Source organism: Allosphingosinicella deserti (assembly GCF_003012735.1).
In the GTDB taxonomy this organism is placed as follows: domain Bacteria; phylum Pseudomonadota; class Alphaproteobacteria; order Sphingomonadales; family Sphingomonadaceae; genus Allosphingosinicella; species Allosphingosinicella deserti.
The window spans coordinates 697,674-724,668 of the sequence record NZ_PXYI01000001.1 but is presented as its reverse complement, the minus strand read 5'-3'; the positions used below and the strand labels follow the sequence as shown (position 1 = coordinate 724,668).

Sequence of the window (26,995 nt, the reverse complement as noted above, 5' to 3'; positions counted from 1 at the left end):
GTCCACCTCCTCAACTCAGCTTAGCCGCAACCGGGCTTGGAGCGCCGCCGAGAGCCTGATCAACTTAGGTTGGAGCGTTTAGCTCCGGCCTGAGGTGTGAATCCGGCTCCCAACCAAGGACGAGGGCCTGATCCGATCATGCTCTACGCGCTCCGATAGGGGACTCACTCCACCGTGACGCTCTTGGCCAGGTTGCGCGGCTGGTCGACATCGGTGCCCTTGGCGACGGCGACATGATAAGCGAGCAGCTGCACCGGGATCGCATAGGTCAGCGGCACGATCAGCGGATGAACTTTCGGCATTTCGATCGTCGCCAGCAGGCGGTCGTCGGCGGCCGCGGCGAGGCCTTCGGCGTCCGAGATCAGCACCACCTTGCCGCCGCGCGCCTGGACTTCCTGCATGTTCGACACCGTCTTCTCGAACAGCGGGCCCGAGGGCGCGATCACGATCACCGGCACATGCTCGTCGATGAGCGCGATCGGCCCATGCTTCATCTCGCCGGCGGCATAGCCTTCGGCGTGGATGTAGCTGATCTCCTTCAATTTGAGCGCGCCCTCCATCGCCATCGGATAATCGGGGCCGCGGCCGAGATAGAGGACGTCGCGGGCGCGGGCGATCAGCGGCGCCATTTTCTCGATGTCGCCGTCATGGGCGAGCGCGGCGTTCATCGCTGCCGGCGCTTCGGAAAGGTGGCCGACGATCTCGCGCTCCTCGGCCTCGGTCAGCCGCCCCTTGTCGCGCGCCACCTTGGCGGCGAGCGCGGCGAGCACCGCGAGCTGGCAAGTGAAGGCTTTCGTGGAGGCGACTCCGATCTCGGGCCCGGCCCGGGTGGGAAGCAGCAGGTCGGCCTCGCGCGCCATCGAGCTGGTCGGCACGTTGACGACGACAGCGATGCGCTGGCCTTCGGCGCGGGCGTGGCGAAGCGCCGCCAGCGTGTCGGCGGTTTCGCCGGATTGCGAGATGAACAAGGCAAGGCCGCCGGCCTCGAGCACCGGCTGCCGGTAGCGGAATTCGGACGCGATATCGAGCTCGACCGGGACCCGGGCGAATTGCTCGAGCCAATATTTGGCGACCATGCCGGCATAGAAAGAGGTGCCGCAGGCGACGATGGTGATCCGGGGGACGTCGGCGAAGCTGAAATCCATGTCCGGCAGCGCCACCTGCTGCTCGTAGGAACGCAAATAGGATTGCAGCGTCTGGGCGACGACCAGCGGCTGCTCGAAGATCTCCTTCTGCATGTAATGGCGGTGATTGCCCTTCTCGATCCGCGCCGACGACGCACCGGAGAGCACGACCGGACGATCGACCTTGTTGTTGTCGCGGTCGTAGATGTCGGCGCCGTCGCGGCTGATCACCGCCCAGTCGCCCTCGTCGAGATAGGCGATGCGCTGGGTGAGCGCGGCCAGCGCAAGCGCGTCCGAGCCGAGATAGGTCTCGTCGTCGCCATAGCCGAGCGTCAGCGGCGCGCCCATGCGGGCGCCGATCAGGATGCCGGGGAAGTCGCGGAACAGAATGGTGATCGCGAACGCGCCGTGGAGACGCGGCAGCACCGCAGCGACCGCCTCGCGCGGATCCTTGCCGAGCTTCAGCTGATGGTCGACGAGATGGGCGACGACCTCGCTGTCGGTTTCCGACCGGAAGACGCGGCCCTCCGCCTGCATCTCTTCGCGCAAGGGACGGAAATTCTCGATGATGCCGTTATGGACCAGCGCGACACCGTCGACGATGTGCGGATGGGCATTGCCGACGGTCGGCGCGCCGTGCGTCGCCCAGCGGGTATGGGCGATGCCGACATCACCTGGCAGCGGCTCGTCGGCGAGCACCGCGGCGAGATTGTCGAGCTTGCCCTCGGAACGCCGGCGCTCGAGCCGTCCGTCGACCAGGGTGCACAGACCGGCGGAATCGTAGCCGCGATATTCCAGCCGCCGAAGCCCGTCCATGAGCCGCGGCGTGACCTGCGCCTTGCCGACGATCCCGATGATTCCACACATAGACTAAATCGCTTTCTTCTTGGCGCGCATCGCCGCGCGGAACCGCGCCGCCCAGCCTGGCTTCACTTGCTGCGCCCCGCGCGCCACGGCAAGCGCCCCCGCTTCGACGTCGCCCGTGATCACCGATCCGGCGCCGACGATCGCGCCGTCGCCGATCGCCACCGGCGCGACCAGCGCGCTGTTCGATCCGACGAACGCGCCCTCGCCGATCACCGTCCGATATTTGAAGAAGCCGTCATAATTGCAGGTGATCGTGCCGGCGCCGACATTCGCGTCCGCGCCGACATCGGCATCGCCGATATAGCTCAGATGATTGGCTTTGGCGCCGGTGCCGAGCCGCGCCTTCTTGATCTCGACGAAATTGCCGACCTTGGCCCTGTCGCCAATCTCGGCGCCCGGGCGGAGGCGTGCGTACGGCCCGATCTCGGCGCCGGTGCCGACATCAGCGCCCTCCAGATGGCTGAACGCGCGCAGTTTCACGCGCTCGGCGATGCGCACGCCCGGCCCGAACACGACATTGGGCTCGACGATCGTGTCGCGGCCGATCTCGGTATCATGAGCCAGGAACACGGTTTCCGGCGCGACGAAGGTCACTCCTTCCGCCATCAGCTCCGCGCGCCGCCGCCGCTGCCAGATCGCTTCCAGCTCGGCCAGCTCGGCGCGGCTGTTGACCCCGGCGACCTCGTCCGCCTCCGTCTCGATCGCCGCCGAGACGCGGCCGACTGCCGCCGCCAGCATGACGATGTCGGGCAGATAATATTCGCCGGCGGCATTGTCGTTCTCGACGCCCGAGAGCAACGGCCACAGATCCGCGCCGCGCGCCGCCATCAGGCCGGAATTGCACAGGTTGAGCGCGCGCTCCTCCGGCGTCGCATCCTTATATTCGACCATCTTGCGGATCGTGCCGTCGGCATCGGCGACGATGCGGCCGTAGAAGAGCGGATCGGCCGGCCGGAAGGCGACCACGACCACGGCCGGCGCGTCCTCGGCGCGCAGCCGCTCGAGCATCCGCGCCATCGTCGACGGCCGCACCAGCGGCGCATCGCCGTAGAGGATCAGCACGTCGCCGTCGAAACCCGCAAGCGCCGCCTGCGCCTGGAGCACGGCATGCGCGGTGCCGAGCTGCGGATCCTGAACGACGACCTCGCCGCCATGCCGCGCGACCAGCGGCTCGACCTGCTCGCGACCCGCCCCGACGACGACCACGGTGCGCGCGGCCCCGAGGCCCTCGACGCTGGCGAGAAGATGCTCGAGCATCGGCCGGCCGGCGACCGGATGCAGCACCTTGTGAAGATCGGATTTCATCCGCGTTCCCTTGCCGGCGGCAAGGATGACGGCGGCAAAAGGCCGTGACGGGTTCATGAAGCTCCCTCTTTGCTCAAGCGCGCCCATCGCACGGAAATCTTGCCATTTCCATAGCGCGAACGGATGGAGCCGCCATGGCTCCCTTTCCCTTCGACACCGTCGTCTTCGATCTCGACGGCACGCTCGCCGACAGCGCGCCCGATCTCGCCGCGTCGCTCAACCACACCCTCGCCACACTCGGCCGGGCGACGCTGAGCGAGGCGGCGGTTCGCACGATGATCGGCAACGGGGTCCGCATGCTGCTCCGCCGCGGCCTCGCAGCAACCGGAAGCGCCTCCGACGGAGACGTGAACCGCGCTTCTTCGCTGTTCATGCACTTCTATGCGGCCCACATTTGCGACGCCACCCGTGCCTATCCCGGCGCCGGCGCGATGCTCGATACCCTCGCCGCCACGGGCGCAGCGCTCGCCATCTGCACCAACAAGCCGGAGGCGCTCGCGCGCGCCCTGATCGATGCGCTCGGCTGGTCCGGCCGCTTCCGGGCGATCGTCGGCGGCGACACCCTGCCGGTGCGCAAACCCGATCCCGCGCCCTTGCTGGAAGCCGTGAGCCGGGCAGGCGGCGGCCGGGCCGTGCTGGTCGGCGATTCGATCACCGATGCGGAGACGGCCGCCGCCGCCGGACTACCGCTGGTCGCCGTCAGCTTCGGCTATCGCGATCGCCCGGCGACGGCGCTCGGCGCCGCCGCCGTGATCGACACCCTCCGCGATCTGCCGGAAACGCTCGCGCGCCTCTGATAAGGGTCATTCCGCCAGGAAGGCCTTGAGCTTGGCCTGGAATGCGGCAGGCTCGTCCCACATGATGAAGTGGTAGCTGTTGGGCACTTGCTCCAGCTTCGCCTGCGGCGCGTTGGCGTAGGAGAGCTTGTAGAATTGCGCCATTTGCGCGTCGTTCACCGGAGCGTTCGGCGCCCGCGCCCAAAGCACGGTCATCGGCACCTTGATTCGGGCCAGGTCCGGCCGAAGATCGGTGGTGATCAGATCATACATCGCCTGACCGGAGGCTGTCGCATCGCTGTCGAGCGAGTGCTTGACCGCAAGCGGGCGCAGGCTCTCCGTGCGCACCATGTTTGCGATCGTCTGCTCGAGCTGGGCCTTGCGCGCATCGCCGGTGGAGGTTCCGATGCCTTGGCGGATCTGCTCGGCGATCGGGCGAACGCTGTCCGGGGTTGCGTTACCGCCGCCGAACATCGCGCCCATGAACGGCAGCATGTCGACCACCATCACCCTGGACACGCTGTCCGGATGCCGGCTCGCCACCATCATCGCCCAGGCGCCGCCCAGCGAGTGGCCGACGATCGCCGGCTTGGCGAGCTTCGTGGCCTGCATGTAGCGCGCGATCTCGGCAGCGACCGGCGCCACCACCGGACCGCTGGCATTCGCGGCGGCCGGCTTGCCGGCAAAGCCCGCGACATGGACGAGGTGGTAGCGATAGCCGGGCACCGCCTTGACCGTGGTGTCCCAGACCTCGGGCGACGAGCTCAGTCCGGGGATCAGAACGACGTCCGGGCCCTTGCCGCGCACCTCGACACTGATCCGGTCGCTTGCGAATTGCGGCTCGGCGGCGTGCACGGCGGTGGCTGCGAACGGCAGCAGGAGCCATGCCAGAAAGCGTAGCATAAGGTTTCGTCCCTGTGATCGTCGCCAGCCCCAATGCGGCGCGTGGAGAAGCTGCGGCGAGACGGGCGTGAGGTCAAGGCGCGCTTCGCGGCGGCCAGCTCAGCGCCGGGCCTTCTCCAGCAGATGCTTCGCCAGCATCATCGGCGGCATGCGCAGCCAGTGCGAGCGGACATAGAAGCCGAGGCGCGTGCCGCGGCGGGTGGCGCGGCCCCAGCCGTCACGGGCGAGCAGACGGCGTTCGTACAGCGCATCGCCGGCGGACCGCCCGGCCAGCGCCTGCTCGACCGGTGTGCGGTAAAACCGCGCCGCGAGCCTCAGCGCGCGCTGCAAGGGCGCGAGAAGGTCGTGACGGCGCGCCCGCGCATCCAGCCGCGACCAGAAAGCCGGCGTCTCGGTGAAGCTGCGCAGCAGCCGGTCGATGTCCCACAGGTTGCGCAGCCCCCCGGCGAGATCGCCGTCGGCGAACAGATGGGCGACGGCGTGCAGCACCATGTCCTCGGGCGCGAGGATGCGCAGACCGTCGCCGAGCGCGACGCTGTCGTCGATCATCGCCTGCGCGTCCGGCGTCCGCCGCGCCGTCAGCGGCAGGATGGTGTGGTGGACGTCGATCATCCGGTCGCGCTCGCGGTGGATCAGCGGCGGCAGCTCGTGCATCCAGGTCCGGTAATAATGATCGTCATACGCATTCTCCTTCACCCATTCCCAGCCGGCGCCCAGCAGGGCCTCTTCGACACGGGGGAGCGCCGTCCGGGGCACGAGAATGTCGAGGTCGCCGATCGACCGGCCGAGCGCGGGCGGGAGCCCCGCGGCGGCGTACGCGGTGCCCTTGAGGAGGACCACCGGAATGCCGGTGTCGGCAAGCGCGCGCCGCGCCATCTCCGCCTCCCACAAGGCCTGCGTCCGCGCCTGGGCGGCATCGCGGCGGGCATCCAGCAGGATCGACGCGACCTTGGGGGGAACCGGCGAGCCCTCCAGCCGGAAGGCAAGCGTGCCTCCGAGCGATTCCGCCCGCGCCGCGCACAGCAACGCGGTCCAGTCACGCACCTCCCCGATGCGCGACGGATCCGCCAGGATCCGGGTAAGCAAGCGCGCGTCGTTCATGCGCGCGCCGCCCACAGCCGCTCGACCATTGCGATCGCCTCCGCGCTCGATCCGTAATCGATCGCCCGCGCCGGGACTTCGGCGACGAGGGCGGTCAGCGCGTCGAAGCCCCGCGCCCCAAGGCTCACATAATTGGTCGAGGCCTGGGTGAGGCGGACGAACACCTCGGCGGCGCCGACCGGCCGATCCTCTGCGGGGAAGTCGCGGCCGTAGCGCGGAAACAGGATCAGGGCCGGGCGCGCCGGCTCCGCCATTCGGGCGATCGCGTCGGCCGGCGGGCGGAGGTGGCGGATCATGCCCTTGGGCGTGCCGCGCAGCACCGGGCCGAGGCGCCCGGGATCGGCACCGTCGAACAGCGCCAGAGCCGCATTCTTGAGGCTGATCGCGCGCGGGAACGGGTGGAGGAACCCGGTCTCGGGATCGAGCAGGCCGAATTCATCGCCCATGAACCGCCAGCCCTGCTCGCCAAGCAGGGCCGCCAGCGTCGATTTGCCGGCCCCGGACGCGCCGGTCAGGATCAGCGCCTCCCCGTCGCGCGCGACGATCCCGGCGTGCAGCAGCAGATAGCGTTTCTGACCCAGCGCCATCTGCAGGTTCATGCCCATTTCGGCAGCGAGCAGCCCGAGCGGGAGCGGCAGCGGCGCGGCGTCGGGGAGCGTATAATCGCCGCGGATCGCCACCGACGGCCGGGCGAAGCGGCGCCACGGCGTCGCCGGCTCCAGGCGCACGGTGAAGTCAGCGACCTCATCGGCAGCCGGATAGCCCGCGTAGAGCCGCTCCAGCTGTGCCAGCGGCTCTCGCCAAGCGGATCCGATGCGGAAGCTGACGGGCCCGATCTTGAGCGCAAGCGCGTGCCTCACACCCGTCGCACCAGTCCGGCGGCTTCGAGCTCCCCCAGGCGCGCGGCGATCGCGGCGGCCGGGTCGTCGGCCGCGAGATCGAAATGCTCGGAGATTCGGGCCAGCACCGCCTCGGCGTCGCCCACTTCGCCGGCAAGCGCCGCGAGGATTTGTGGCCCCGGCGGCGCCAGCAAATGGGTCATTCCGGACGGGCGATGATAAAGGACGATCAGCCCCTCGAGCGGTACCGATTGCACCTGATCCTCGGGATCGGCGATGTAGCGGGGACCGGCCATGCCGGCCCGGGTCGGATCAGCGCGGCATCTGCAGCGAGGCGTAGCAGGTAAATCCGCTCATCCCCGCCTGCAGACGGCGAATGTAATTGGCATAGGCCTGCGACGCCTCGGCATTGAGGCCGGCCGGGGTCGGACCGCCGTTGAGCAGCACCTTGGCCTCCTCGCCGGTGATCGGGCGGGGCGCAGGCGGGTAGGCACCGGCGGTGCCGGCCGGCACCAGCGATCCGTCGGCGGCGATGTAATTGCCGCCGGCCTGGGTCGACGGCACGGGGATCTCGCAATTGAGCACCGATCCGGCGGTCTGGGCGAGCGCAGGGCGGATCGTCACCACCGTCGACGCCGCCGCGGCACCAAGCGCCAGCACGGCCCTGCGGCTCGGCCGGTCGCCGCTCTGTTCGCCGATCTCGCTCTCCGGTCCGCTCATGCGCCCTGCTTTTATGCCAAGCCCCTTTCATAACCGTAAATTGCGAAAAGAAGCACCCTCTCGCGATTCTGCCTCGTCCCACCGAGAGACAGGGAGAGAAATCGTTGCGGTGGCGTTTGGATTTTGAGGTCGCGGCTTGGCGGCCTGACTCACCAGGAGGAACCTATGAGAGCCATTTTCTTTGCGGCCGCGATCGCGTTCGGCGGCACTGCCATCGCCCAGACCACCAGCACCACCGGCGCCGAGCCGGGTGCAGCTGCGACCGACACGCAAACGGCCACCGACACCCAGACCGCACCGGACTCGCAGGCGACGACCGGCACCGCCGCCGATGCCGCCGCGACGGAGACCCAGTCGACCACCAGCACGACCGCCACGACCGACAGCGCAGTGGCGACCGATGCCGCCACCGCCACCCAGTCGGGCGCGATGACCACGGGCAGCGCCGCCGGCGGCGGCACCGTTGCCCCCGGCAACACCGCGCCCGAACGCGACGCCCGCGGCATTCCGGTCGTCTCGGATCCGGCGACCGTCCCCGCCGGCGTGAACGCGGCGCCGGGTGCCGGCACAGGTGCGGGCGCCTCTGCCTTCGCCACCCAGCCGAGCACCGAGAATTACCCGACCTGCAGCCGCACCGTCACCGACAATTGCGTGCAGGGCTACGAGCGCGGCCGCCGCAAGTAGCTCCACGTACAGGAGGGCGCGCCACCCCGGCGCGCCCTCTCCTTTGAAGATCCTCCCTGCTCGCCGCGTTGGCCGAAGGCTGTTGGAGGGGGGGTCCGAGCCCCCCGCAGCCTCGGGATCGCCCAAGTCCAACCGGCCCCGCCTTTGACGACGTCCCGATCGGGATCATGCCTCCCTTCCGCCTCTGGCCCCGCTCCGAGCGATCTGCCATCACCCGCGCCTCGACACACAGGCAATGGAGCGGACATGAGCATCACCTTCGACGGACGGGTCGCGATCGTCACCGGCGCCGGAGGCGGGCTCGGCCGGGCTTATGCGCTCGAGCTTGCCCGGCGCGGCGCGCGGGTCGTGGTCAACGATCTCGGCGGCGCCCGCGACGGGTCGGGCAGTTCCGATGCGGCCGCGAAGGTGGTCGAGGAGATCGCGGCGGCCGGCGGCACCGCCATCGCCAACGGGGCCAGCGTCACCGATCCCGAACAGGTCGAGGCAATGGTCCGCTCCGCGCAGGAAACCTGGGGCGGAGTCCATATCCTGATCAACAATGCCGGCATTCTCCGGGATCGCAGCTTCGCCAAGATGAGCGCTGACGATTTCCGCAGCGTCGTCGAGGTCCATCTGCTCGGCTCGGCACTCTGCACCAAGGCGGTGTGGGAGATCATGCGCGCCCAAGCTTATGGCCGCATCCTGATGACCAGCAGCTCGAGCGGGCTGTTCGGCAATTTCGGCCAGGCGAATTACGGCGCTGCCAAGCTCGGCATCGCCGGTCTGGCGCGCACGCTCCACCTCGAAGGCGCCAAATACGATATCCGCGTCAACACGATCGCACCGACCGCGGCCACCCGCATGACCGAGGACATCTTCCCGCCGGACATGCTCGCTTTGTTCAACCCGGACAATGTGGTTCCCGCGGCGCTCTACCTCGTTTCCGAGGACGCTCCGACCAACATGATCGTCGGCGCCGGTGCCGGGGTCGTCCAGGCCACCTACGTCACCCTGACCCAGGGCTATGCTTTGCCCGAGGGACGCAGAACGGTCGAGGAGGTCGCCGCCAACTGGGACAGGATCACCGACCGCAGCGGCGAGATCGTGCCCCAGTCCGGAGCCGAACAGGCGATGACCATCCTGCGCGCGCTGCAGGCAACCCAAGGCACATCCTCAGCGACATAGTGTATTGCCACACCAACACACGTAGTGGTAGGATCCCGCCGTCAGGGAGGGTCGGACCATGTACAGCGATACCGATATCGAAAGTGCAGTCTCCGCCGGGGCGATCAGCCCCGAAGCGGCACGTTCGCTCAGGAACCATGTTGCCGGGCAGCGCGCGCTGCCGGCGGTGGATGAAGAGCATTTCCGGCTGATCACCGGCTTCAACGACATCTTCGTCGGCATTGCCGCGGCGATCCTGCTGGTGGCGGTGGCGTGGATCGGCCAGTCGTTCGGCCCCCGGATCGACGGCGAGGGCCCCTCGCCCTTCGCCGGCCTGTTCGCGGCTGCGACCGCCTGGGGGCTCGCCGAATTCTTCACCCGCAAGCGGCGAATGGCGCTTCCCAGCATCCTGCTGCTGCTCGCGTATACCGGCGGCATCCTGGTGCTTGCGCTGAGCAGCATCGTTCTCGCGTTCGGTGAGGCACGATTCGAAAACAATCAGCCCGCGATCATGCTTGCGGCCGCTTCATCCGCAGCGATCGCTGCCGGCGCGACCTGGCTCCACTGGCGCCGATTCCGAGTCCCGATAACCGTCGCCGTCGGCGCGGCGACCCTGGTCGGCGTCATCCTCGCCCTCGTCGCTTACGCGGTCGGGAGCGAATCGATGACCGAGACCGTGATCCTCACCGCAGCACTTCTGCTCGGCGTCGGCGTGTTCCTGTTCGCGATGTGGTGGGACGGATCGGATCCGCGCCGCGAGACCCGACGCTCCGACGTCGCATTCTGGCTGCATCTGCTGGCGGCGCCGTTGCTGGTCCATCCGATCTTCACCCTGCTCGGTCTCAACGACGGCAATGCCAGCGTCGGCGAAGGCATGCTGGTGCTGCTCGTCTACGGCATACTCGGGATCGTGGCGCTGGCGATCGACCGTCGCGCCTTGCTCGTCTCCGCTTTGGCCTATGTGCTGTGGGCGCTGATCGACCTGTTCGACCGCTTCGACGTTGTCGAACTCAACTTCGCCCTCGCCGCCTTCGTCATCGGCTCGGCTCTGCTGCTACTCTCCGCCTTCTGGCACACCGCACGTGCCGCGGTCGTCCGGCCGCTGCCCCGCGGCCTGCAGGACCGTCTGCCGGTGCTCGACCGGATCGCCGACGTCGCCTGAAAAACAGAGAGCGCAAACCTCAACGGCCGGAGCGCTGCTCCGGCCGTTTCCATATCAGCACGAGCCAATCAGCCGTCCACGACTTCGTGGAGAAGCCGAGAGCGGCCGCCCATCTCCTCGTCACGATACTAAACACCCGCGCCGAGGCTGAAATCCGCCGCCCCCGACTCCTCCACGGAGCCGTGGGCGGGAGGGATCAGGCCCATGTGCGCCCTCCGCCCTCCCGACGTACGAGGCCGGACGGCAGGGATGCCGGCCGACCCCTTCCTGGTCAGTAAGTCGACAGGCGCGACTGTTGCGACGAGTGGCCGCCATTGCGGTACAATATGTCCCGCGCCGCTTCGTTCGAGATCGTTCCGCCGAGCGTATCCACCGAGACGAGGATGCCGCCGCTGCCGAGGCGTTCGCCGTAATAAGCGGCGTCCTCCTCGTCGATGCCGTGCTTCATCAGCGTCTCGTTGAGGGTTCCCGCCGCCGCGCCGGCAGCAGCGCCGATCGCCATCGCTCCGGGCACGGCGGAGGCGGCGATCGCCCCCGCAGCGACCAATGGCCCGACGCCCGGAATGGCGAGCGCCGCCACGCCGAGGCCGGCGCCGAGCGCACCGCCGCCGAGGATCCCGCGCAGCACGCTGCCGTGAGCCTCATGCGATGTCTCATCGACGCCGTCGACCCGTTCGGTCACGCCATCGCCGTTGGTCACGACCGAGAGCGCCTGATCGGGAACGCCGGCGCTGCGCAGCTCCGCGATTGCACGTTCCGCTTCCGCGCGGCTGTCGAAGATGGCCGAAGCCAGTTCCATGCTCATGATCTTGTCTCCTGCGTTCAACGAACCGAACCGCGGCGAAAGAGGTTGACGATCGCCAGCAGCACGACGGCGCCGACCAGCGACACGATGACGGACTGCACGCTGATCTCTCCGCTGGTGATCGGCGCACCGCCGATCAGCGGCGTGATGATGAACCCGGCGAGCAGGGCCCCGACGATCCCGACGACGACGTTGAGGATGATGCCTTGCTGACCGTCGGTGCGCATGATCAGGCTGGCGACCCAGCCGATCAGACCGCCGACGACAAGAAGCAGGATGAAGCCCATGGATGTTCCCTTCGTTGAATGCTTGATGGCGGTGGAAACGGGCGCCGGGCTTCGAATGTTCAGATCGGCCGAAGCGCTTCCCGAGCAGACACTGGTGCGGCAGCACTAAGGCCGATGGTATTGCGCCTCGGAACAGCGGCGCGCCTCGAGCGCTTGGGAGGACATGTCCGATCCGTCACGAGCCCCCCACGTACCGACGCTGCGCCACCTCGAGCAGCTGATGTCGCAATTGCTCGACGGCGTGATCCTCGTCGACCCGACCGGGACGATCCTCAGCGCCAACGCCGCGGCGCTCCGCATGCACGGCGTTCGCGCGCTCGACGAACTCGGATCGACGGCCGAGGGCTATGCGAAGCGTTTCTCCTTATGGTCGATCGAGCATCGCCCGTTGAAGCATCGCGACTATCCGCTCTTCCGGCTGCTCGCCGGCGACACCTTTCCGGATCTGGTCGTGGGGGTCGCCCCGGCGGGCGAGGACCAGGTGCGCTGGGTCCACCAGGTGCGCGACGTCGTCATGGACGTGGACGGCGGCGAGGCCGACTATCTCGCCCTGGTCCTCAGCGACGTCTCGGAGCGCTTCGATGCCGAGGCCCGCTTCAAGGCGATGTTCAACGCCAATCCCGCGCCGGCCATTCTCGTCCGGCTGCGGGATCGCAGGATCGCCGAGGCCAATCCAGGCTTTCTGGCGCTGACCGGCTTCGCTCCGGAGCAACTCAACGGCAAGACCCTGTCCGGCCTGGACCTGCTCGGAAGCCTCCGCGACCCCCAGGCAGTCAGGCAGCGGATCGAAGACGGGGAGATCGTCGCGCAGACCAGCGCCGAATTGCTGGTCGCCGATGGATCGCGGCGGCTGGTGCTGTTCGCAGGACAGCCGATCGACGTCACCGACGAGGATGCCATTCTGCTCACCTTCGCCGACCTCGAGCCGCGGCGGCAGGCCGAGGCGGCGCTTGCCGCGAGCGAACATCATCTGTCGGCGGTGTTCGAAATGGCGCCGGTCGCCATGATGGTCACCCGCGACGCCGATCACCGCATCTCCAGGGTCAACGCGGCCTTCCGCAAGCTCACCGGCTACGAGGGCGATGATGCACTTGGCCGGACCGCCCATGAGCTGCAGCTTTGGGAGAGCGCTCAGTCTCGCGAGGCGCTCGACCGCGATCTCGTCGAGCAGGGCAGCATCCGCAACCAGGACGGTCGCTTGCTGTCGCACGCGGGCGACGCCGTCGACTGCCTGGTGTCCGCAGAGACGATCAGCGTCGACGGCGCGCCCTGCGTGCTCTGGGTGTATCAGGACGTAACCGAACGGCGGCGCAGCGAAGCCGAACTCGCCGACGCCATCGACGAGGTGATGAAGGATGCGAGCTGGCTCAGCCGGGCCATTCTCGACAAATTGGCGACCCTGCGCAGACCCGAGGCCCGCGCCCCCGCGGCCGACCTCAGCCCGCGCGAGCGCGAGATCCTCGAGCTGATCTGCGACGATCTCGACGATGGCGCCATCGCCGAACGCCTCGACATCGCCCGCAACACGGTCCGCAATCATGTCGCAAGGATCTATGCCAAGATCGGCGTCAGCCGCCGCAGCGGTGCCGTGGTCTGGGGCCGGGAGCGCGGAATGGGAACACGCGCCTGAGCACGTCCTGGTGGGGCAACATGTCCCACTCCGCCGCCCCAGGCCGCTGCATCGTCAGCGCTCCCTCATCCCCCAAGGCTCGACCGACTGCCCTCCGAAGATGCGGTCCCTGGGCAGATCGAAGATGAAATAGGGGCTGAGCAGCGGCAATGCGCCGGCCGCCTCGAGCTGCTGCTGCTGGGCCTCGGTGAAGCGGATGTCGAGCGAGGCGATATTCTGCTCCAGCTGCGCCACCCGGCTCGCGCCGATCAGCACGGACGAGACTCCGGGCCGCGCCATGAGCCAGGCGAGCGCCACCTGCGCCATCGGCCGGCCGATCTCGCCCGCGACCCCGCGCAGCACGTCGACGACGTGAAAATTGGCCTCCGTGAACAGCATTCCGCCGAACGGGTTGTCGCCGTTCAGCCGCCCGTCACTCCCATCCGCCGCGGTATCGCCGACGCGATCGGGCAGGCTTCCTGCGGGTCCCGCGTCGGCCAGCTTCTCGCGTCCGTATTTTCCGGTCAGCATGCCGGCGCCGAGCGGGCTCCATGCGACCAGGCCCATGCCGAGCGCCTGTCCGGCCGGCAGAACGTCCAGCTCCGCGCCGCGATCGAGCAGTGAATAGGAATATTGCAGGCCAATCGGCTCCGGCAGGCCGTGGGCACGGGCCAATGTCGCGATCTGGGCCGCATACCAGGCCGGCGCGTTGGAAAAGCCGTAATAGAGGATATCGCCGCGGCGCACCGCATCGGTGAGGGCGCGGAGCACCTCCTCCGGAGGCGTGGTGCGGTCCCAGACATGGGTCCAGTAAAAATCGATGAAGTCGGTGCCGAGGCGCTTCAACGATCCTTCGATGCCGTCGCGGATGTTGCGGGCGGAATTGCCGCCGGCGAGCGGCGTGCCCTGGCTGCGGGGAAAGCCGGCCTTGGTGGCGACGACCATCCGGTCGCGATTGCCGCGGTCGGCGATGAACCGGCCGAGCATCGCCTCGCTCTCGCCGCCCGAATAGACGTCGGCCGTGTCGACGAAATTGCCGCCTGCCTCGACATAGGCGTCGAAGATGGCGCGCGAGGTCGCTGCATCGGCCCCCCAGCGCCCGGCGCCGAACGTCATCGTGCCCAGCGCCAGGGGGCTGACGACCAGTCCCGAGCGCCCCAAAGTGCGATAGTTCGTCAGGTTCATTGCTGCATCTCCCGTGATAACGACCGGAAGATGGCACCATGATCGCCTCAGGATTAGAGGCCGTTCGCGACAAGGGGTTGTGAAGGAAATGCAGCAATGAAACGAGGAGGCCTCGACGATCTCGCAGCGTTCGCAGCTGTTGCGAAGGCACGCAGTTTCACCCGCGCCGCAGCCACGCTGGGCCTGTCGCCCTCGGCTCTCAGCCACGCGATGCGGGCGCTGGAGGCGCGCCTCGGCGTGCGCCTGCTCGCGCGCACCACCCGATCGGTGGCGCCGACGGCAGCGGGCGAGCGCCTGCTGCGCTCGCTGGACCCTGCGCTGGCCGAAGTGGCGCGGGGGCTTGCCGCGCTCGACGATTGGCGCGGCGCGCCGTCGGGCGCAGTGCGGCTGACCACCTTCGGCTATGCTGCGCGCACCATCCTCTCCCCACGGCTCCCCGCTTTTCTGATCGAGCACCCCGACGTTTCGGTCGAAGTCATCGTCGACGATCGTCTCGTCGATCTGGTCGCCGGCGGATTCGACGCGGGCATTCGCCTCGGCGAAACCGTCGATCTCGACATGGTGGCCGTTCCGGTCGGCCCGGAATTCAGGACCGTGGTCGTCGGCACGCCGGACTATTTCCGGCGCCATCCGCCGCCGCGACATCCCGGCGAGCTCGAGGCTCATCTCTGCGTCAATTATAGACTGGTCGGCGGCGGCGGGCTCCTTCCCTGGGAGTTCGAGCGGGACGGCACCGAGCTCAGGCTGCGCGTCGCCGGCCAGCTCATCGTCAACGACGAAAATCTCGCCGGTGCCGCGGTCCGCGCAGGGGTCGGCCTCGGCTACATGATGGCGCACGACGTCGCCGACGAGATCGCGGACGGGCGGCTCATTCAGGTTCTCGCCGACTGGTGCCCGCTTTATCCGGGCTGCCATCTTTACTATCCGAGCCGGCAGGTCACCCCAGCTTTACGGGCGCTGATCGACGCCCTGCGGTGGAGCGATCGCTAGGCTGATCGGCGAGCCCCGGCCAGCCTGCGGGCGCGGCCATCAGGAACTGTCCCGGGCTCGCGACCGAAAGCCTCTTCCCACCCGCACGGCCTCTGCTAGCCTGATGACCGTCCGGGGGGAACATCATGAACAACAGCGCACTCAACGACATGGCGCATTTCGCCGGCGCCGCGGTCGCCGCACTGGTCCTCGGTCTCCTGCTCTCGTGGGCACTGGACCGGCTGTTGCTGCGGCGGCTAATCGACGACCGCATCGCCGGCATCGCCCTCAGCTGCGCGATCGCCTTCGTGCTGCTGATGGCGGGAACCACGCTGTTTCTGACCCTCACCCTGGCCGACTACATCGTTCCTGGCATTGTCGTCCCGCCCATGGGCATCGCCTTGAGCTACCTCGCCGGCCTTGCGGTCGCCGGAACGCTGAGGATGTGGGCGTACGGCAAGGCCTATGAGGAAGGCGACGAGCAGCTCGTCTTCGATCCCGATCATAGCGACCACAGCGTCTACGACGCCCAAGTGGTCGCCTTCGACGAGCGTTATGCGGGGCGCAACTATCTCGTCCGCCACTGGGCCGGCAATCTGTCGCTGCCGATGTCCTACTGGGTGAACGGCGCCCTGCTCTCGACCCTCATCCTTGCCGGCACCCGTACCCTTGCGGAGCGCATCCAGAGCGGATCGGGATCGCTGCAAGGGCTCGCGATCGTCATTCTCGCCTATCTGGGCATCTCCGCAATATTGTGGGTGTGGAGCTCGGTCGGGATCTGGCGCTCGGCTTACTGGCACCGTCGCCGCGGCGGCACGCCGGCCTGGGCCGTCGCGGCGCGGGCGATGCTGGTCATCACCGCCGTTGCGACGCTTCTGCGATCGGGGGACATCGCGCTGCAGGCGGCGGAGTTCGGTCAGCTCGCGACGGGCCGCGATTCAATGGGCGCGATCGCCGACATGACGGTGTCGAAGAACGGCCGCGAGCTGATCCTCGCCGGCAGCATCGCAAGCGGCGCCGCGAAGCGCTTCGAGACGGTGCTGCAGGCCCATCCTGGCGTCACCGTCATCGTCCTGACCTCGCCTGGCGGACGCATCCTCGAAGCGGAGCGCATCGCGGCAATCGTGCGGGCGCGGCGCCTGGACACGCGGGTCGACAAGGCATGCATGTCGGCCTGCACCAACATCCTGCTCGCCGGCCGAGAACGCACCGCCGAGGAGAGTGCCCGTATCGGCTTCCACGCGCCGAACTTCCCCGGCTTCAACGCGGCGGAGATGCAGGCGAGCGTCGCCGCCATGCGCAACGCCTATCTTGCCGCAGGCGTCGATCCCGCGTTCGTCGCCCGAGCCCTCACCACGCCGGCGGAGACTATGTGGTTCCCGAGCTTTTACGAGCTCGAGAGCGCAGGCGTGCTGACCGGATCCGAGATCGTCATTCGGCGTGCCGGTGCGACGGCGCCGGTGCCGGCGCTCGACGCAGCCCAGATGCAGCGCGAGTTGCAAGCCGCCGCCGCGCAGACCAACGCGTCGGCGCCGACGAGACTCGATGAAGCGACGACATTGACCCGCGCCACCGCCTCGGGCCTCACTCTCACCCATTATTACATGATCGAGGGTGCGGAAAATCTCGACGTGGCGGACGGCAGACGGGTCATGACCAAAATGCTGAGCGCGCAGGCCTGCCGTCAGCCCCAAGTGGCGAAGGCCCTGCGGGACGGCGTTCGCTTCGTCCACTCCTATAGCACCACCAACGGCCGCCACCTGTTCGACGCGGAAGTCACCAGCTGCCCGAAAGCCTGACCCGGACAGGAGCGAAGGGAGTGGCCGAGAGCAGCCCCCGAAGGAGTGAGAACTTCCGGTGACTGTTGCCTTTGGAACACGGTACTTCTGATTTATCCGCACTATCTTGCACAAGCATCCAATATCTTTCATCAGCCCGCTCCTGGTCGCCGGAAGTCGGCGGCCACGAGGGGGTATTTACATGAAGAAAATCGCGTTGATCGCGAGCGCTGCGATATTGCCGCTCGCTGTTCCCAGTGTGGCCTATGCGCAGGAGACTGCGACCGCCCATCCTTACGTTGGCGTGCAGGTTGGTCTTCACAATCTCGGCATCGACACCGACGACGTCGACACCGGCGGCTTCGACATCGATGATTCCGGCCTGATCTATGGCGCCTATGGCGGCGTCGACTTCGATCTCGGTACCTCGGCGGTGATCGGCGTCGAAGGCAATTTCAATCTCGGCAACGGCCCGATCGATTCCGACTACGGCATCGCTGGCCGCGTCGGCTTCCGCGCCGGCACGGGCACGGTGGTCTTCGCCCGCGCCGGCTATCAGTGGGTCAATATCAGCGGTGCGGGTCTGCTCGGCGTCGACGAGGACCTGATCGACGACGACGACCTGGATGTCGACGACACGATCGGCGATTATCTCGTCGGTGTCGGAGCCGACATTGCGGTCGGCCAGAAGGTGGGTATTCGTGTCGCCGTGGACACAATTTCGTTCGACACTCTGCGCCCGACCATCGGAGCGCACGTCCGGTTCTGACGAACATCCGGACAATGCAACGAAGCGGCCGGTCGTATGACCGGCCGCTTCGACGTTTTCACGAACTTACCGAGATGACTTCAAGCACGTAGGGGCCGCCGTCCCCCAAGCGGACGAGCGCCGTCGAACACGTAGCCCGAGACAGGTGGATCATGCTCTCACTGACACTGCCTCACCGCGGCTCCTGTGCCGCAGGCGTCAGCCGACCACCTTCATCAGTCGGCGCTCGACCGGCGCGAGGACCGGGCCCAGTTCATGGCCACGGCGAAGCACCATGCCGCCTTCGTTGACCAGCGCCCACATGCCCTGTTTGTTGCGCAGCGACGGCCGCTTCTCGATCTTGAATTCGGGACGCTCGGCGCTGCGACGGAACGCCCAGAAGGCGGCATGATCCTTGCCGAATTCGAGCGCATAATCCTTCCAGAAGCCGGCGGCGACCATCCGGCCGTAAAGATCGATGATCCGGCTCAGCTCGGCCCGGGTGAAGCCGATCTGAGGCGAGGAGCCCCCCGGAAAAGGGTAGACGTCACCCATCAGGCGCGGCCACGCTCCTTGTCGACCGAAACGCCGGCATCCCGCTCCTCGAGCAGTTCGGCAAGCCGCTTGCGCAGCTGCTCGACCTCGCATTGCAGGATCTCCAGCTTCTGTGTGGCGGGATCGAGCGTCTCCGAGCAGGGTGTTCCGTAGGGCAGGAAATTGCCGGAGGTGCGGTCGACCGAGACCAGGGTGGAACGCGCGGGGATGCCGACCATCGTCGCGCCTTCGGGCACGTCACGCGTGACGACGGCGTTGGCGCCGATGCGGGCGCGAGCACCGACCACGATCGGGCCGAGCACCTGCGCCCCGGAGCCGATGATCGCGCCGTCGGAGATCGTCGGATGGCGCTTGCCGGGTTCACCGTTCGCCGGATTGGTGCCGCCGAGCGTCACCTGCTGGTAGATCGTGACCTCATCGCCGATCACCGCCGTCTCCCCGATCACCACGAAACCGTGATCGATGAAGAAATTGCGCCCGATGACGGCACCCGGATGGATGTCGATGGCGGTGAAAAAGCGCGCGACATGGTTGATCAGGCGGGCGAGGAAATAAAGTTCGCCGCGGAACAGCCAGTGCGCGATCCGGTGAAGCCCGAGCGCCCATACCCCCGGATAGAGGAGAATTTCCCACCGGGTGCGCGGCGCCGGATCACGGGCCTTGATCGAATCGAGATAGGAGACGAGACCCGCCAGCATCAAATGTCCTTCGAACCGCTCAAGCGGCGCAAGATAAGCTGCCCGCCGACGAATTGCCAGTAGAGGCGGAGCGCTCGAGCACATTGTCCCACGTTGGAAGACCGGCACGCTTGCTCTTGTGCATGTGCGAAGGCTATCCCGCATCCATGGTATACGAAGGTTCTCGCCGCTGATGGATCCACTCGCCGCTTCGATGCCGCCAGAGGAATTGCGCCGGGCCATGGCCAAGCTCGGCTACAAGACGCACGGCGATCTCGCCGAAGCGATTGGCGTTTCCCGCTCTTCGGTGAGCCTGTGGGTGCAAGGCAAGGTCGGCGTTCCACGCCCCGTCGCAATGCTGATCCGGATGATGCTGGCGGCGCAACGCCGCAACTTCTAACCGGCCAGGTGACGATTCCCTGCAAATAGGATCCCGTCGAGCATAAACGCGCCGGCCACCGCCTGGCCGCGTCCGATCCTGACGCAGGCTCCGAAACCTGCCATATTCCCTCTCAAGTCCATCTCGAGCCCCTCACGGCAGCGGTGAACATTTCACGTTGTGCGCTGCAGCACCCGCACGCAAGCTGCCGGTTCGGGCGAAACCGTCCAACGGAGAGACGGGATCCCGAAAACAACAAGGTCGCGTACGGCCGAACAAGGGGGACTCCCGATGCACCTCACACGAACTTCCAAGGCGCTTATCGTCGCCGTAACCGTGGCAGCGGCCGCGCCGGCAGCCGCCGAAGACCTGGGCGGCGGCTTCAGCGTCAACGGCGGCGCCACCCTGGTTTCCGACTACCGCTTCCGCGGCATCTCGCAGACCGACAAGAGGTTCGCCGTCCAGGGCAGCCTTTCGGTGTCCCACCAATCCGGCCTCTACGGCAGCGTCTGGGGCTCCTCTATCGATGACTATGTCGCCGCCGGATCCGATCAGGAGATCGACTTCGTCGTCGGCTACAAGAAGACGTTCGGTGGGACCACGATCGATGGCGGCGTGCTCTATTATTATTATCCCGGCGGCGGCAACGCCAACACGGACTTCGTCGAGCCCTATATCTCGGTCTCGCACACCTTCGGCGCCGTCACGGCCAAGGCGACCGCCAATTATGCGCCGAGCCAGTCCGCGCTGACCATCGGCAGCGGCGATGAAGACAATCTCTATCTCGCCGCCGATCTTTCCGGCGCTCTGCCCGGCACGCCGATCAGCCTCTCCGCCCATCTCGGCCACAGCTTCGGCCCGAGCTATCTCACCATCGGCGACGAATATACCGATTGGAGCCTGGGCGCGTCCTACACGCTCAAGAACCTCACCTTCGGCGTGTCGTACGTCGACACCGACGGGACGTTCATCACGCCGAGCGGCCGCAATGCCAGCAAGGCCGGCGTCGTCGCGTCGGTCGGCGTCGCATTCTGAAGGGGGACGGCATGAAGCTCATCATTGCGATCATAAAACCATTCAAGCTCGACGAGGTGCGCGAGGCACTCTCGAGCATCGGTGTCCAGGGCATGACCGTCTCGGAGGTCCGCGGCTTCGGCCGGCAGAAGGGCCAGACCGAAATCTACCGCGGCGCCGAATACGTGACCAACATGGTGCCGAAGGTTCGGATCGAGATCGTCGTCGCCGCCGATCTTGCGGGCCGCGTCGTCGAGACGATCGAGCAGACCGCCAAGACCGGCTCGATCGGCGACGGCAAGCTCTTCGTCCTCGACGTCGAGCAGGCGCTCCGGATCCGCACCGGTGAGACCGATCACGATGCGCTGTGAGGCGCGGGGCGTGGATGGTGGGCTGCGCACAGCCGCCGGCACGCCGGGGAACAAGGGGACAGGAGCAGGAGCGGCCACCGAAGCCGAACTCCGGCCCGAAAGCAGAGGGACAATCATGAAGCTCGCAACTCGGATTTCAGGAGGCATGGGCGCGCTGGCGCTGAATGCCTTCCTGGCGATGCCGGCCTGGGCACAGGACGCGGCGGCGCCCGCGGCACCGGCGGCACCTGCCGCGGCGTTCACGCCGACAGCCGATATGGTGAACAAGGGTGACACCGCCTGGATGCTGATCTCTTCGGCTTTGGTGCTGATGATGTCGATCCCGGCCCTTGCACTGTTCTATGGCGGCCTGGTTCGCGCCAAGAACATGCTGTCGGTACTGATGCAGGTGCTGACGATCGTCGCGATCGCCTCCCTGGTCTGGGTCGGCTGGGGCTACAGCCTCGCCTTCACCAGCGGCAACCCGTTCGTGGGCGGCCTTTCCAAGGCCTTCCTCGCCGGAGTCGACGGGACCACCCTGGCGGCAACCTTCTCGAACGGCGTCTACATCCCGGAATTCGCGTTCGTCGTGTTCCAGATGACCTTCGCCTGCATCACTCCGGCCCTCATCGTCGGCGCGTTCGCCGAGCGTGTGAAATTCTGGCCGCTGATGCTGTTCGTGGTAATCTGGCTGACCGTGGTCTATTTCCCGATGGCCCACATGGTCTGGTATTGGGCGGGTCCGGATTTCCTCGCACCGACGGTGGTCAAGGACGCGGCCGGCGCGATCGTGTCGCAGGATGCCGGCTATCTCTGGGGAATGGGCGCGCTCGATTTCGCCGGCGGCACCGTCGTCCACATCAATGCCGGCATTGCAGGCCTCGCGGGCTGCATCGTGATCGGCAAGCGCCTCGGCTACAAGGCCGAGCCGATGCCGCCGCACTCTCTGGTCATGACGATGATCGGCGCATCCCTGCTCTGGGTGGGCTGGTTCGGCTTCAACGCCGGCTCCAACCTCGAAGCCAACGGCGTCACCGCGGTGGCCTTCATCAACACGTTCGTCGCGACCGCCGCAGCGGCGCTGGCCTGGGCCCTGGTCGAGCAGATCGTCCACAAGAAGCCGTCGCTGCTCGGTGCTGCCACCGGCGCCGTCGCCGGCCTGGTCGCGATTACCCCGGCCTCCGGCTTCGGGGCGCCGGTGACCTCGATCATCCTCGGCGCCGTCGCCTCGGTGGTCTGCTTCTTCTTCGTCACCACGGTGAAGAACAAGCTCAAATATGACGACTCGCTCGACGTGTTCGGCGTCCACTGCGTGGGCGGCATCGTCGGCGCGATCGGCACGGCGATCGTCGCCGATCCGGCGCTCGGCGGACAGGGCTTCTTCGACTATACCGTGATGCCAGCGGTTCCCGGTGCCTACGACATGGGCGCCCAACTGATCACGCAGTTCAAGGCGGTTGGCCTCACCCTTGTGTTCTCGGGCGGCGTCTCGCTGCTGCTCTTCTTCGCTCTCGACAAGACGATCGGGCTTCGTCCCGCCGCGGACTTCGAGCGCGAAGGTCTCGACATCAACGAGCATGGCGAGCGCGCGTACAACCCGTAAGCGTTGCAACCCCTGACCGCCTGCGAGCGGTTGCCGAAGCGCCCCCGGGACCCGTCCCCGGGGGCGTTTTGATTTGACGTGGATCTGCCTCAGCTCTCCCGGCGCGGGCGACCGGACTGGAGCAAGCGCTGGCGGGAGGTGTTGCCCGGCACGGCGATATGGGTGGCCGGATCGAACTCCTTGCCGACGCCGGGGCTGCCTTGCGGAACCCAGATCTCGATCATCGTCTCGCTGTAGCCGCGCGGCAGATAGCGAATCCAGTAACCGTCCGGATGATGGCTCCAGCGGCCCTCGGGGATGTCGAGGCTGCCGGGCCCGATCGGCGCCATCCCGGCGAGTACCGCGGCGCGTTCGAGCTCGGCGAAAGTGGTTCCGGGCGTGGTCAGCATCCGCCGCAGATCGGCCTCGGCTTCCATGATCGTGCGCAGCGGTTCCGGCACTCCGCCGATCGCATTCTGCAGCGCCGGGCCGCTCAGGATGTCGAGCGCCGAGCGGTTCAAGGAGGCGAGCTGGCGCGGGGTCAGCAGCCGCGCCGCCACCGTTTTCAGATTGTTGCCGAGATCCTCGAACTTGGCGCGTGAGAGGATCGCCCACAGCAGGGCCTGAATGTCGTGCTGATCGATGTCCGGATGGTTCACCGAGTTGCGGACGATGGTCATCACCGCGTCCCTGGCACTGCCTTCGGGCGGGGCGTAGAGATAGCCCTCGCCGCCGCCCGGCCCGTGGGTGCCGGCATGCAGACAATAGCTCTGCGCCGCCATTGCCCAGTAACCCGGCTGCAGCACGAAGCCGCCATTGGGCGTGCGCTGAAGCTCGGCCAGCCCCCTCTTGGCTTCGCGGGGGACGAACCCGTCCTTGCTCGGATCGCCCCATTTCGCATCCGGCAGGGCGGTGGTGATCGGCCCCTTGCCCTTGAGAATCTTGCCGACGCCGAGTTCGCCGCCCAGGCGGCCGGCGACGTCGCGTAGCGCGCCGAACTGGGCGGGGGCCGAGGCGGGGGTGAAAGCGGTCACGAGAACAAGGGCGGCAGCGGCCGCGCGGAACGACTTACGCAAATGCATGGAAATAATACGACCTTTCTGTGTCCGGTTCGGAAGAAAGATCGCGCCTGGGCGCCCCCCTTTCCCCCGCACGCCGGTTAGCGGGCGGATTGAACTGCGACTACGCACAATATGATTATTGACGGCTTTTCGACGCGGCTCGTCGATTGCGGCCACCCGGCGGTTGCATCCGGTCCCCGATTCGCATTAGCGACTTGGCCATGCCCGTATCCGCGTTCCTGCCCGTGCTGCTTCTTGCCCAAGCGCCGGCCGATCTCGCCCCGCCGCTGCCGGACGGCGTCCGCGCCATCATCGAGGCGGCGATCGCGAGCGGCGATGCGAAGACGATCGAGACGGTGATCCGCCTGGCCCGGGAAACGCACCCCCTTGCCGGTGCCCAGATCGATGACATGCTCAAGGTCTGGCGACTGCAGGTTGCCGAGGCCGAAGCGGCGCGGAAAAAGGAACATGAGGAAGAGCTCGCCAAGGCCGGTCTGTTCGACAATTGGAAGGGCCAGGTCGAAATCGGCGCCTCGCGCTCGACGGGCCAAACCAGCTATGTCGGATTCTACGGCTCGCTCGGCTTCAACAAGGAGGGGCTGAACTGGCGGCACAAGATCGATGCCCGCGCCGAGGTCCAGGACGGCCGCAACGTCGTCAACACAGAGCGCTTCATCGCCTCGTGGCAGCCCAATTACAAATTCGGTCCGCGCCTCTACACCTACGGTCTCGCCCAGTTCGAATCCGACCAGAACCAGGGCTATGACAGCCGCTACACGCTTGGCGGCGGGCTCGGTTACACGATCATCACCAGCGCCAAGGCGAAGCTGGAATTCGAAGGCGGGCCCGCGCTTCGCCATGTCGAGCCCGTCGAGCTTCCGGCCGAGACCAGCCTCGCGGCGCGCGCCTCGGTCAATTTCCGCTGGGCGATCGCGCCGACGCTGGAGCTGAAGCAGACCAGCGCTTTCTATCTCGAGGACGGCCAGAGCAGCGCCAACGCCCTCACCTCCCTTGACGCCAAGCTGCTCGGGCCTTTGAAGGCGCGCTTCTCCTACGATGTCCGCTACGAGGACAGGATCGGCGCGGGCGGCAGCAATATCGATACGCTGAGCCGCGCGACCCTGGTCTACAGCTTCTGACTCCGTCGATCCGGATCCTGCTCCGTCGGCGTCGGAACGGCCGCGCGAAAGCCGCCTGCCGTAATCCTCCGTTCACCGGGCGAGTCTACATTGCGTATGGGCGCCGAATTCCTATGTAAGGAACAACGTGCTTAATGCCGAGCGCGATGGCCGGCGGCTGACCCTGTTGGAGGGTGCCCGGGACATCGCTTCGATGGGAGTATTCATGCCCGACAATCGCGACAACCGCAGCCCCGACAAGGACCCGCAAAATGGCGGCGGTAATCCCTGGATGAAGAGCCTCTTCATCTGGGCCGGTATCCTCCTCGCCTTGATCCTGTTCGTGCAGATCGTCGACGGCGGCAGCCGCGGCGCCGGCGCCAACGGCATGGCCTATTCCGAATTCCTCAACCGTGTCGACGAAGGCTCGGTCAAGGAAGTCGCGATCAGCAAGGAAGTGATCTCGGGCAAGCTCACCAATGGTGAGACCTTCCGCGCCAATGCGGTGCCCGATCCCCAGCTGACCACGCGTCTTCGTGAAAAGGGCGTTTCGTTCCAGGGCGAGCCCGAGCCGCAGACCAGCGTTTGGCTGATCCTGCTCTATCAGGCGATGCCGTTCCTGCTGATCCTTGGCGTGGCCTTCTTCATCATGCGTCAGATGCAGAAGAATGCGGGCTCCGGTGCGATGGGCTTCGGCCGCTCCAAGGCGAAGCTGCTCACCGAGAAGCATGGCCGCGTCACCTTCGACGACGTCGCCGGCATCGACGAGGCGCGCGAGGAGCTGCAGGAGATCGTCGATTTCCTGAAGGATCCGACCAAGTTCGCCCGCCTCGGCGGCAAGATCCCCAAGGGCGCCCTGCTCGTCGGCCCTCCGGGTACCGGCAAGACGCTGCTCGCCCGTGCGATCGCCGGTGAGGCGAACGTGCCCTTCTTCACCATCTCGGGTTCCGACTTCGTCGAGATGTTCGTCGGCGTCGGCGCCAGCCGCGTCCGCGACATGTTCGAGCAAGCGAAGAAGAACGCGCCCTGCATCGTCTTTATCGACGAGATCGACGCGGTCGGACGCCATCGCGGCGCCGGCCTCGGCAACGGCAATGACGAGCGCGAGCAGACGCTGAACCAGCTGCTCGTCGAGATGGACGGCTTCGAGGCCAACGAAGGCATCATCATCATCGCCGCGACCAACCGTCCGGACGTGCTCGATCCCGCCTTGCTCCGTCCCGGCCGCTTCGACCGCCAGGTCGTCGTGCCGCGCCCCGACATCGAGGGCCGCGAGCGGATCCTTGCCGTCCACATGAAAAAGGTGCCGCTGGCGCCGGACGTTGATCCGCGTACGATCGCGCGTGGCACGCCCGGCTTCTCGGGCGCCGACCTCGCCAACCTCGTCAACGAGGCGGCGCTGACCGCGGCCCGTAAGGGCAAGCGCCTGGTTGCGATGAAGGAGTTCGAGGAAGCCAAGGACAAGGTGATGATGGGCGCCGAGAGGAAGTCCATGGTCATGACCGAGGACGAGAAGAAGGCGACCGCCTATCACGAGGCCGGCCATGCCCTCGTGTCGCTCCATGTCCCGGGCTGCGATCCGCTCCACAAGGTCACGATCATCCCGCGCGGCCGTGCGCTTGGCGTGACCTGGAACCTGCCGGAGCGCGACCGCTACTCGATGTCGATGAAGCAGATGAAGGCACGGCTTGCGCTCTGCTTCGGTGGCCGCATCTCCGAGCAGCTCATCTACGGTGCAGACGAGCTCAACACTGGTGCCTCCAACGACATCCAGCAGGCCACCGACATGGCCCGTTCGATGGTGATGGAATATGGCATGTCCGAGAAGCTGGGCTGGCTGCGCTATCGCGACAACCAGGAAGAGGTGTTCCTCGGCCACAGCGTCGCCCGCAGCCAGAGCGTGTCGGAGGAGACCGCGCGTCTCATCGACAGCGAGGTGCGGCGGCTGATCGAGGAAGCGGAAGCGACGGCGCGCAAGGTGCTCACCGACAAGATCGACGAGCTCCACCGGCTCGCCGGCGCGCTGCTCGAGTTCGAGACGCTGTCGGGCGAGGAATCCAAGCGGGTGATCCGCGGCGAGGATATCGGCCGCGAGGATTCCTCCTCGCGCCGTCCGAGCCTGCCGACCGCCGGCTCTTCGATCCCGAGCACCCGCAAGCCGCCGCGGGGCCCATTCGGCGATCCGGCACCACAAGGCGCCTGAGCCAGCGAAAGCGCCTCGATTTCAACACTTTTCACTGCATGATTGAGA

General features: G+C 67.1%; 27 protein-coding genes. 14 read left to right on the top strand and 13 right to left on the bottom strand.

Annotated elements, in window-relative coordinates:
* Window positions 1-164 precede the first annotated feature (164 nt).
* Window positions 165-1,991: a glutamine--fructose-6-phosphate transaminase (isomerizing) gene (gene glmS / locus C7I55_RS03345; protein ID WP_106511427.1), complete on the bottom strand. Its 1,827-nt coding sequence runs from the start codon at window positions 1,989-1,991 to the stop codon at window positions 165-167.
* A gap of 3 nt (window positions 1,992-1,994) precedes the next feature.
* Complete coding sequence (gene glmU / locus C7I55_RS03340; RefSeq protein ID WP_106511426.1) at window positions 1,995-3,353, bottom strand: bifunctional UDP-N-acetylglucosamine diphosphorylase/glucosamine-1-phosphate N-acetyltransferase GlmU; 1,359 nt, start codon at window positions 3,351-3,353, stop codon at window positions 1,995-1,997.
* A 77-nt stretch (window positions 3,354-3,430) separates the two neighbouring features.
* Between glmU and gph the strand changes: the two genes are divergently transcribed.
* The gene (gph, locus tag C7I55_RS03335) at window positions 3,431-4,093 is read left to right on the top strand and encodes a phosphoglycolate phosphatase (RefSeq protein WP_106511425.1); all 663 of its coding nucleotides are present in this window, start codon (window positions 3,431-3,433) and stop codon (window positions 4,091-4,093) included.
* 6 nt (window positions 4,094-4,099) lie between these two features.
* On the opposite strand, the gene C7I55_RS03330 is transcribed toward gph, so the two are convergent.
* From C7I55_RS03330 to C7I55_RS03310, 5 genes are all read right to left on the bottom strand, one after another.
* Window positions 4,100-4,975 (bottom strand): alpha/beta fold hydrolase, encoded by an 876-nt coding sequence (locus C7I55_RS03330; RefSeq protein WP_106511424.1) that lies wholly within the window; start codon window positions 4,973-4,975, stop codon window positions 4,100-4,102.
* A gap of 99 nt (window positions 4,976-5,074) precedes the next feature.
* Complete coding sequence (locus C7I55_RS03325) at window positions 5,075-6,076, bottom strand: nucleotidyltransferase domain-containing protein (RefSeq protein WP_106511673.1); 1,002 nt, start codon at window positions 6,074-6,076, stop codon at window positions 5,075-5,077.
* On the bottom strand, window positions 6,073-6,936 hold the full coding sequence (locus C7I55_RS03320) for an HprK-related kinase A (protein WP_106511423.1): 864 nt from the start codon (window positions 6,934-6,936) through the stop codon (window positions 6,073-6,075). Before C7I55_RS03320 ends, C7I55_RS03325 begins: the two co-directional genes overlap by 4 nt.
* Window positions 6,933-7,211, bottom strand: a complete 279-nt coding sequence (locus C7I55_RS03315; protein WP_106511422.1) for an HPr-rel-A system PqqD family peptide chaperone — start codon at window positions 7,209-7,211, stop codon at window positions 6,933-6,935. The genes C7I55_RS03320 and C7I55_RS03315 overlap by 4 nt, the downstream gene beginning before the upstream one ends.
* Window positions 7,212-7,227: 16 nt before the next feature.
* The gene (locus C7I55_RS03310) at window positions 7,228-7,635 is read right to left on the bottom strand and encodes a hypothetical protein (RefSeq protein ID WP_106511421.1); all 408 of its coding nucleotides are present in this window, start codon (window positions 7,633-7,635) and stop codon (window positions 7,228-7,230) included.
* A 165-nt stretch (window positions 7,636-7,800) separates the two neighbouring features.
* Here C7I55_RS03310 and C7I55_RS03305 point away from each other — a divergent pair, with 165 nt between their 5' ends.
* The 3 genes from C7I55_RS03305 to C7I55_RS03295 all read left to right on the top strand — a co-directional run bounded on the left by C7I55_RS03305 (window position 7,801) and on the right by C7I55_RS03295 (window position 10,627).
* On the top strand, window positions 7,801-8,319 hold the full coding sequence (locus C7I55_RS03305) for a hypothetical protein (RefSeq protein ID WP_106511420.1): 519 nt from the start codon (window positions 7,801-7,803) through the stop codon (window positions 8,317-8,319).
* Window positions 8,320-8,565: 246 nt separating this feature from the next.
* Complete coding sequence (locus C7I55_RS03300; protein WP_106511419.1) at window positions 8,566-9,486, top strand: SDR family NAD(P)-dependent oxidoreductase; 921 nt, start codon at window positions 8,566-8,568, stop codon at window positions 9,484-9,486.
* 58 nt (window positions 9,487-9,544) lie between these two features.
* Window positions 9,545-10,627 carry a hypothetical protein gene (locus C7I55_RS03295; protein WP_106511418.1) on the top strand — a complete coding sequence of 361 codons (1,083 nt, stop codon included), beginning with the start codon at window positions 9,545-9,547 and terminating at the stop codon, window positions 10,625-10,627.
* A 271-nt stretch (window positions 10,628-10,898) separates the two neighbouring features.
* Here C7I55_RS03295 and C7I55_RS03290 read toward each other — a convergent pair whose 3' ends face one another.
* Together C7I55_RS03290 and C7I55_RS03285 are read right to left on the bottom strand one after the other, a co-directional pair.
* Entirely contained in the window at window positions 10,899-11,432 is a 534-nt protein-coding gene (locus tag C7I55_RS03290) for a general stress protein (protein WP_106511417.1), read from the bottom strand.
* A 17-nt stretch (window positions 11,433-11,449) separates the two neighbouring features.
* A complete protein-coding gene (locus C7I55_RS03285; protein WP_106511416.1) occupies window positions 11,450-11,719 on the bottom strand; it encodes a GlsB/YeaQ/YmgE family stress response membrane protein in 270 nt (89 codons plus the stop codon).
* Window positions 11,720-11,882: 163 nt separating this feature from the next.
* Here C7I55_RS03285 and C7I55_RS03280 point away from each other — a divergent pair, with 163 nt between their 5' ends.
* Window positions 11,883-13,349, top strand: a complete 1,467-nt coding sequence (locus C7I55_RS03280) for a PAS domain S-box protein (RefSeq protein ID WP_106511415.1) — start codon at window positions 11,883-11,885, stop codon at window positions 13,347-13,349.
* A 54-nt stretch (window positions 13,350-13,403) separates the two neighbouring features.
* On the opposite strand, the gene C7I55_RS03275 is transcribed toward C7I55_RS03280, so the two are convergent.
* Complete coding sequence (locus C7I55_RS03275) at window positions 13,404-14,513, bottom strand: aldo/keto reductase (RefSeq protein WP_106511414.1); 1,110 nt, start codon at window positions 14,511-14,513, stop codon at window positions 13,404-13,406.
* 96 nt (window positions 14,514-14,609) lie between these two features.
* On the opposite strand from C7I55_RS03275, the gene C7I55_RS03270 reads away from it, so the two are divergent.
* From C7I55_RS03270 to C7I55_RS03260, 3 genes are all read left to right on the top strand, one after another.
* On the top strand, window positions 14,610-15,503 hold the full coding sequence (locus C7I55_RS03270; RefSeq protein ID WP_106511413.1) for a LysR family transcriptional regulator: 894 nt from the start codon (window positions 14,610-14,612) through the stop codon (window positions 15,501-15,503).
* Window positions 15,504-15,628: 125 nt separating this feature from the next.
* Entirely contained in the window at window positions 15,629-17,281 is a 1,653-nt protein-coding gene (locus tag C7I55_RS03265; RefSeq protein WP_106511412.1) for a COG3904 family protein, read from the top strand.
* 181 nt (window positions 17,282-17,462) lie between these two features.
* Entirely contained in the window at window positions 17,463-18,029 is a 567-nt protein-coding gene (locus tag C7I55_RS03260; protein ID WP_106511411.1) for an outer membrane beta-barrel protein, read from the top strand.
* Between the two features lie 198 nt (window positions 18,030-18,227).
* Here the strand turns inward: C7I55_RS03260 and C7I55_RS03255 are convergent, their stop codons facing one another.
* Window positions 18,228-18,563 carry a DUF2794 domain-containing protein gene (locus C7I55_RS03255; protein ID WP_106511410.1) on the bottom strand — a complete coding sequence of 112 codons (336 nt, stop codon included), beginning with the start codon at window positions 18,561-18,563 and terminating at the stop codon, window positions 18,228-18,230.
* Entirely contained in the window at window positions 18,563-19,261 is a 699-nt protein-coding gene (epsC, locus tag C7I55_RS03250; protein WP_106511409.1) for a serine O-acetyltransferase EpsC, read from the bottom strand. Before epsC ends, C7I55_RS03255 begins: the two co-directional genes overlap by 1 nt.
* A 220-nt stretch (window positions 19,262-19,481) precedes the next feature.
* On the opposite strand from epsC, the gene C7I55_RS03245 reads away from it, so the two are divergent.
* The 4 genes from C7I55_RS03245 to C7I55_RS03230 all read left to right on the top strand — a co-directional run bounded on the left by C7I55_RS03245 (window position 19,482) and on the right by C7I55_RS03230 (window position 22,586).
* Window positions 19,482-19,640 carry a helix-turn-helix domain-containing protein gene (locus C7I55_RS03245; RefSeq protein WP_233222013.1) on the top strand — a complete coding sequence of 53 codons (159 nt, stop codon included), beginning with the start codon at window positions 19,482-19,484 and terminating at the stop codon, window positions 19,638-19,640.
* Window positions 19,641-19,910: 270 nt separating this feature from the next.
* Entirely contained in the window at window positions 19,911-20,654 is a 744-nt protein-coding gene (locus C7I55_RS03240) for a TorF family putative porin (RefSeq protein WP_106511407.1), read from the top strand.
* Window positions 20,655-20,665: 11 nt separating this feature from the next.
* On the top strand, window positions 20,666-21,004 hold the full coding sequence (locus C7I55_RS03235; protein WP_106511406.1) for a P-II family nitrogen regulator: 339 nt from the start codon (window positions 20,666-20,668) through the stop codon (window positions 21,002-21,004).
* A gap of 115 nt (window positions 21,005-21,119) precedes the next feature.
* On the top strand, window positions 21,120-22,586 hold the full coding sequence (locus C7I55_RS03230; protein WP_106511405.1) for an ammonium transporter: 1,467 nt from the start codon (window positions 21,120-21,122) through the stop codon (window positions 22,584-22,586).
* 89 nt (window positions 22,587-22,675) lie between these two features.
* On the opposite strand, the gene C7I55_RS03225 is transcribed toward C7I55_RS03230, so the two are convergent.
* Window positions 22,676-23,803, bottom strand: a complete 1,128-nt coding sequence (locus C7I55_RS03225; protein WP_158266265.1) for a hypothetical protein — start codon at window positions 23,801-23,803, stop codon at window positions 22,676-22,678.
* A 44-nt stretch (window positions 23,804-23,847) separates the two neighbouring features.
* Between C7I55_RS03225 and C7I55_RS03220 the strand changes: the two genes are divergently transcribed.
* Together C7I55_RS03220 and ftsH are read left to right on the top strand one after the other, a co-directional pair.
* Window positions 23,848-24,765 carry a DUF481 domain-containing protein gene (locus C7I55_RS03220; protein ID WP_106511403.1) on the top strand — a complete coding sequence of 306 codons (918 nt, stop codon included), beginning with the start codon at window positions 23,848-23,850 and terminating at the stop codon, window positions 24,763-24,765.
* 205 nt (window positions 24,766-24,970) lie between these two features.
* Window positions 24,971-26,947 carry an ATP-dependent zinc metalloprotease FtsH gene (ftsH, locus tag C7I55_RS03215; protein ID WP_106511672.1) on the top strand — a complete coding sequence of 659 codons (1,977 nt, stop codon included), beginning with the start codon at window positions 24,971-24,973 and terminating at the stop codon, window positions 26,945-26,947.
* The last annotated feature ends 48 nt before the right edge of the window (window positions 26,948-26,995 follow it).

Excerpts from the sequence above, each read along its gene's own strand:
- C7I55_RS03220 (WP_106511403.1), top strand. The coding sequence starts at position 23,848 with ATGCCCGTATCCGCGTTCCTGCCCGTGCTGCTTCTTGCCCAAGCGCCG.
- C7I55_RS03315 (WP_106511422.1), bottom strand. The coding sequence starts at position 7,211 with ATGGCCGGTCCCCGCTACATCGCCGATCCCGAGGATCAGGTGCAATCG.
- C7I55_RS03290 (WP_106511417.1), bottom strand. The coding sequence starts at position 11,432 with ATGAGCATGGAACTGGCTTCGGCCATCTTCGACAGCCGCGCGGAAGCG.
- C7I55_RS03240 (WP_106511407.1), top strand. The coding sequence starts at position 19,911 with ATGCACCTCACACGAACTTCCAAGGCGCTTATCGTCGCCGTAACCGTG.
- C7I55_RS03255 (WP_106511410.1), bottom strand. The coding sequence starts at position 18,563 with ATGGGTGACGTCTACCCTTTTCCGGGGGGCTCCTCGCCTCAGATCGGC.
- C7I55_RS03275 (WP_106511414.1), bottom strand. The coding sequence starts at position 14,513 with ATGAACCTGACGAACTATCGCACTTTGGGGCGCTCGGGACTGGTCGTC.
- C7I55_RS03285 (WP_106511416.1), bottom strand. The coding sequence starts at position 11,719 with ATGGGCTTCATCCTGCTTCTTGTCGTCGGCGGTCTGATCGGCTGGGTC.
- C7I55_RS03300 (WP_106511419.1), top strand. The coding sequence starts at position 8,566 with ATGAGCATCACCTTCGACGGACGGGTCGCGATCGTCACCGGCGCCGGA.
- C7I55_RS03330 (WP_106511424.1), bottom strand. The coding sequence starts at position 4,975 with ATGCTACGCTTTCTGGCATGGCTCCTGCTGCCGTTCGCAGCCACCGCC.
- ftsH (WP_106511672.1), top strand. The coding sequence starts at position 24,971 with ATGCCCGACAATCGCGACAACCGCAGCCCCGACAAGGACCCGCAAAAT.
- epsC (WP_106511409.1), bottom strand. The coding sequence starts at position 19,261 with ATGCTGGCGGGTCTCGTCTCCTATCTCGATTCGATCAAGGCCCGTGAT.
- C7I55_RS03305 (WP_106511420.1), top strand. The coding sequence starts at position 7,801 with ATGAGAGCCATTTTCTTTGCGGCCGCGATCGCGTTCGGCGGCACTGCC.
- C7I55_RS03310 (WP_106511421.1), bottom strand. The coding sequence starts at position 7,635 with ATGAGCGGACCGGAGAGCGAGATCGGCGAACAGAGCGGCGACCGGCCG.
- glmU (WP_106511426.1), bottom strand. The coding sequence starts at position 3,353 with ATGAACCCGTCACGGCCTTTTGCCGCCGTCATCCTTGCCGCCGGCAAG.
- C7I55_RS03260 (WP_106511411.1), top strand. The coding sequence starts at position 17,463 with ATGAAGAAAATCGCGTTGATCGCGAGCGCTGCGATATTGCCGCTCGCT.
- glmS (WP_106511427.1), bottom strand. The coding sequence starts at position 1,991 with ATGTGTGGAATCATCGGGATCGTCGGCAAGGCGCAGGTCACGCCGCGG.
- C7I55_RS03235 (WP_106511406.1), top strand. The coding sequence starts at position 20,666 with ATGAAGCTCATCATTGCGATCATAAAACCATTCAAGCTCGACGAGGTG.
- C7I55_RS03230 (WP_106511405.1), top strand. The coding sequence starts at position 21,120 with ATGAAGCTCGCAACTCGGATTTCAGGAGGCATGGGCGCGCTGGCGCTG.
- C7I55_RS03280 (WP_106511415.1), top strand. The coding sequence starts at position 11,883 with ATGTCCGATCCGTCACGAGCCCCCCACGTACCGACGCTGCGCCACCTC.
- C7I55_RS03245 (WP_233222013.1), top strand. The coding sequence starts at position 19,482 with ATGGCCAAGCTCGGCTACAAGACGCACGGCGATCTCGCCGAAGCGATT.
- C7I55_RS03295 (WP_106511418.1), top strand. The coding sequence starts at position 9,545 with ATGTACAGCGATACCGATATCGAAAGTGCAGTCTCCGCCGGGGCGATC.
- gph (WP_106511425.1), top strand. The coding sequence starts at position 3,431 with ATGGCTCCCTTTCCCTTCGACACCGTCGTCTTCGATCTCGACGGCACG.
- C7I55_RS03325 (WP_106511673.1), bottom strand. The coding sequence starts at position 6,076 with ATGAACGACGCGCGCTTGCTTACCCGGATCCTGGCGGATCCGTCGCGC.
- C7I55_RS03270 (WP_106511413.1), top strand. The coding sequence starts at position 14,610 with ATGAAACGAGGAGGCCTCGACGATCTCGCAGCGTTCGCAGCTGTTGCG.
- C7I55_RS03265 (WP_106511412.1), top strand. The coding sequence starts at position 15,629 with ATGAACAACAGCGCACTCAACGACATGGCGCATTTCGCCGGCGCCGCG.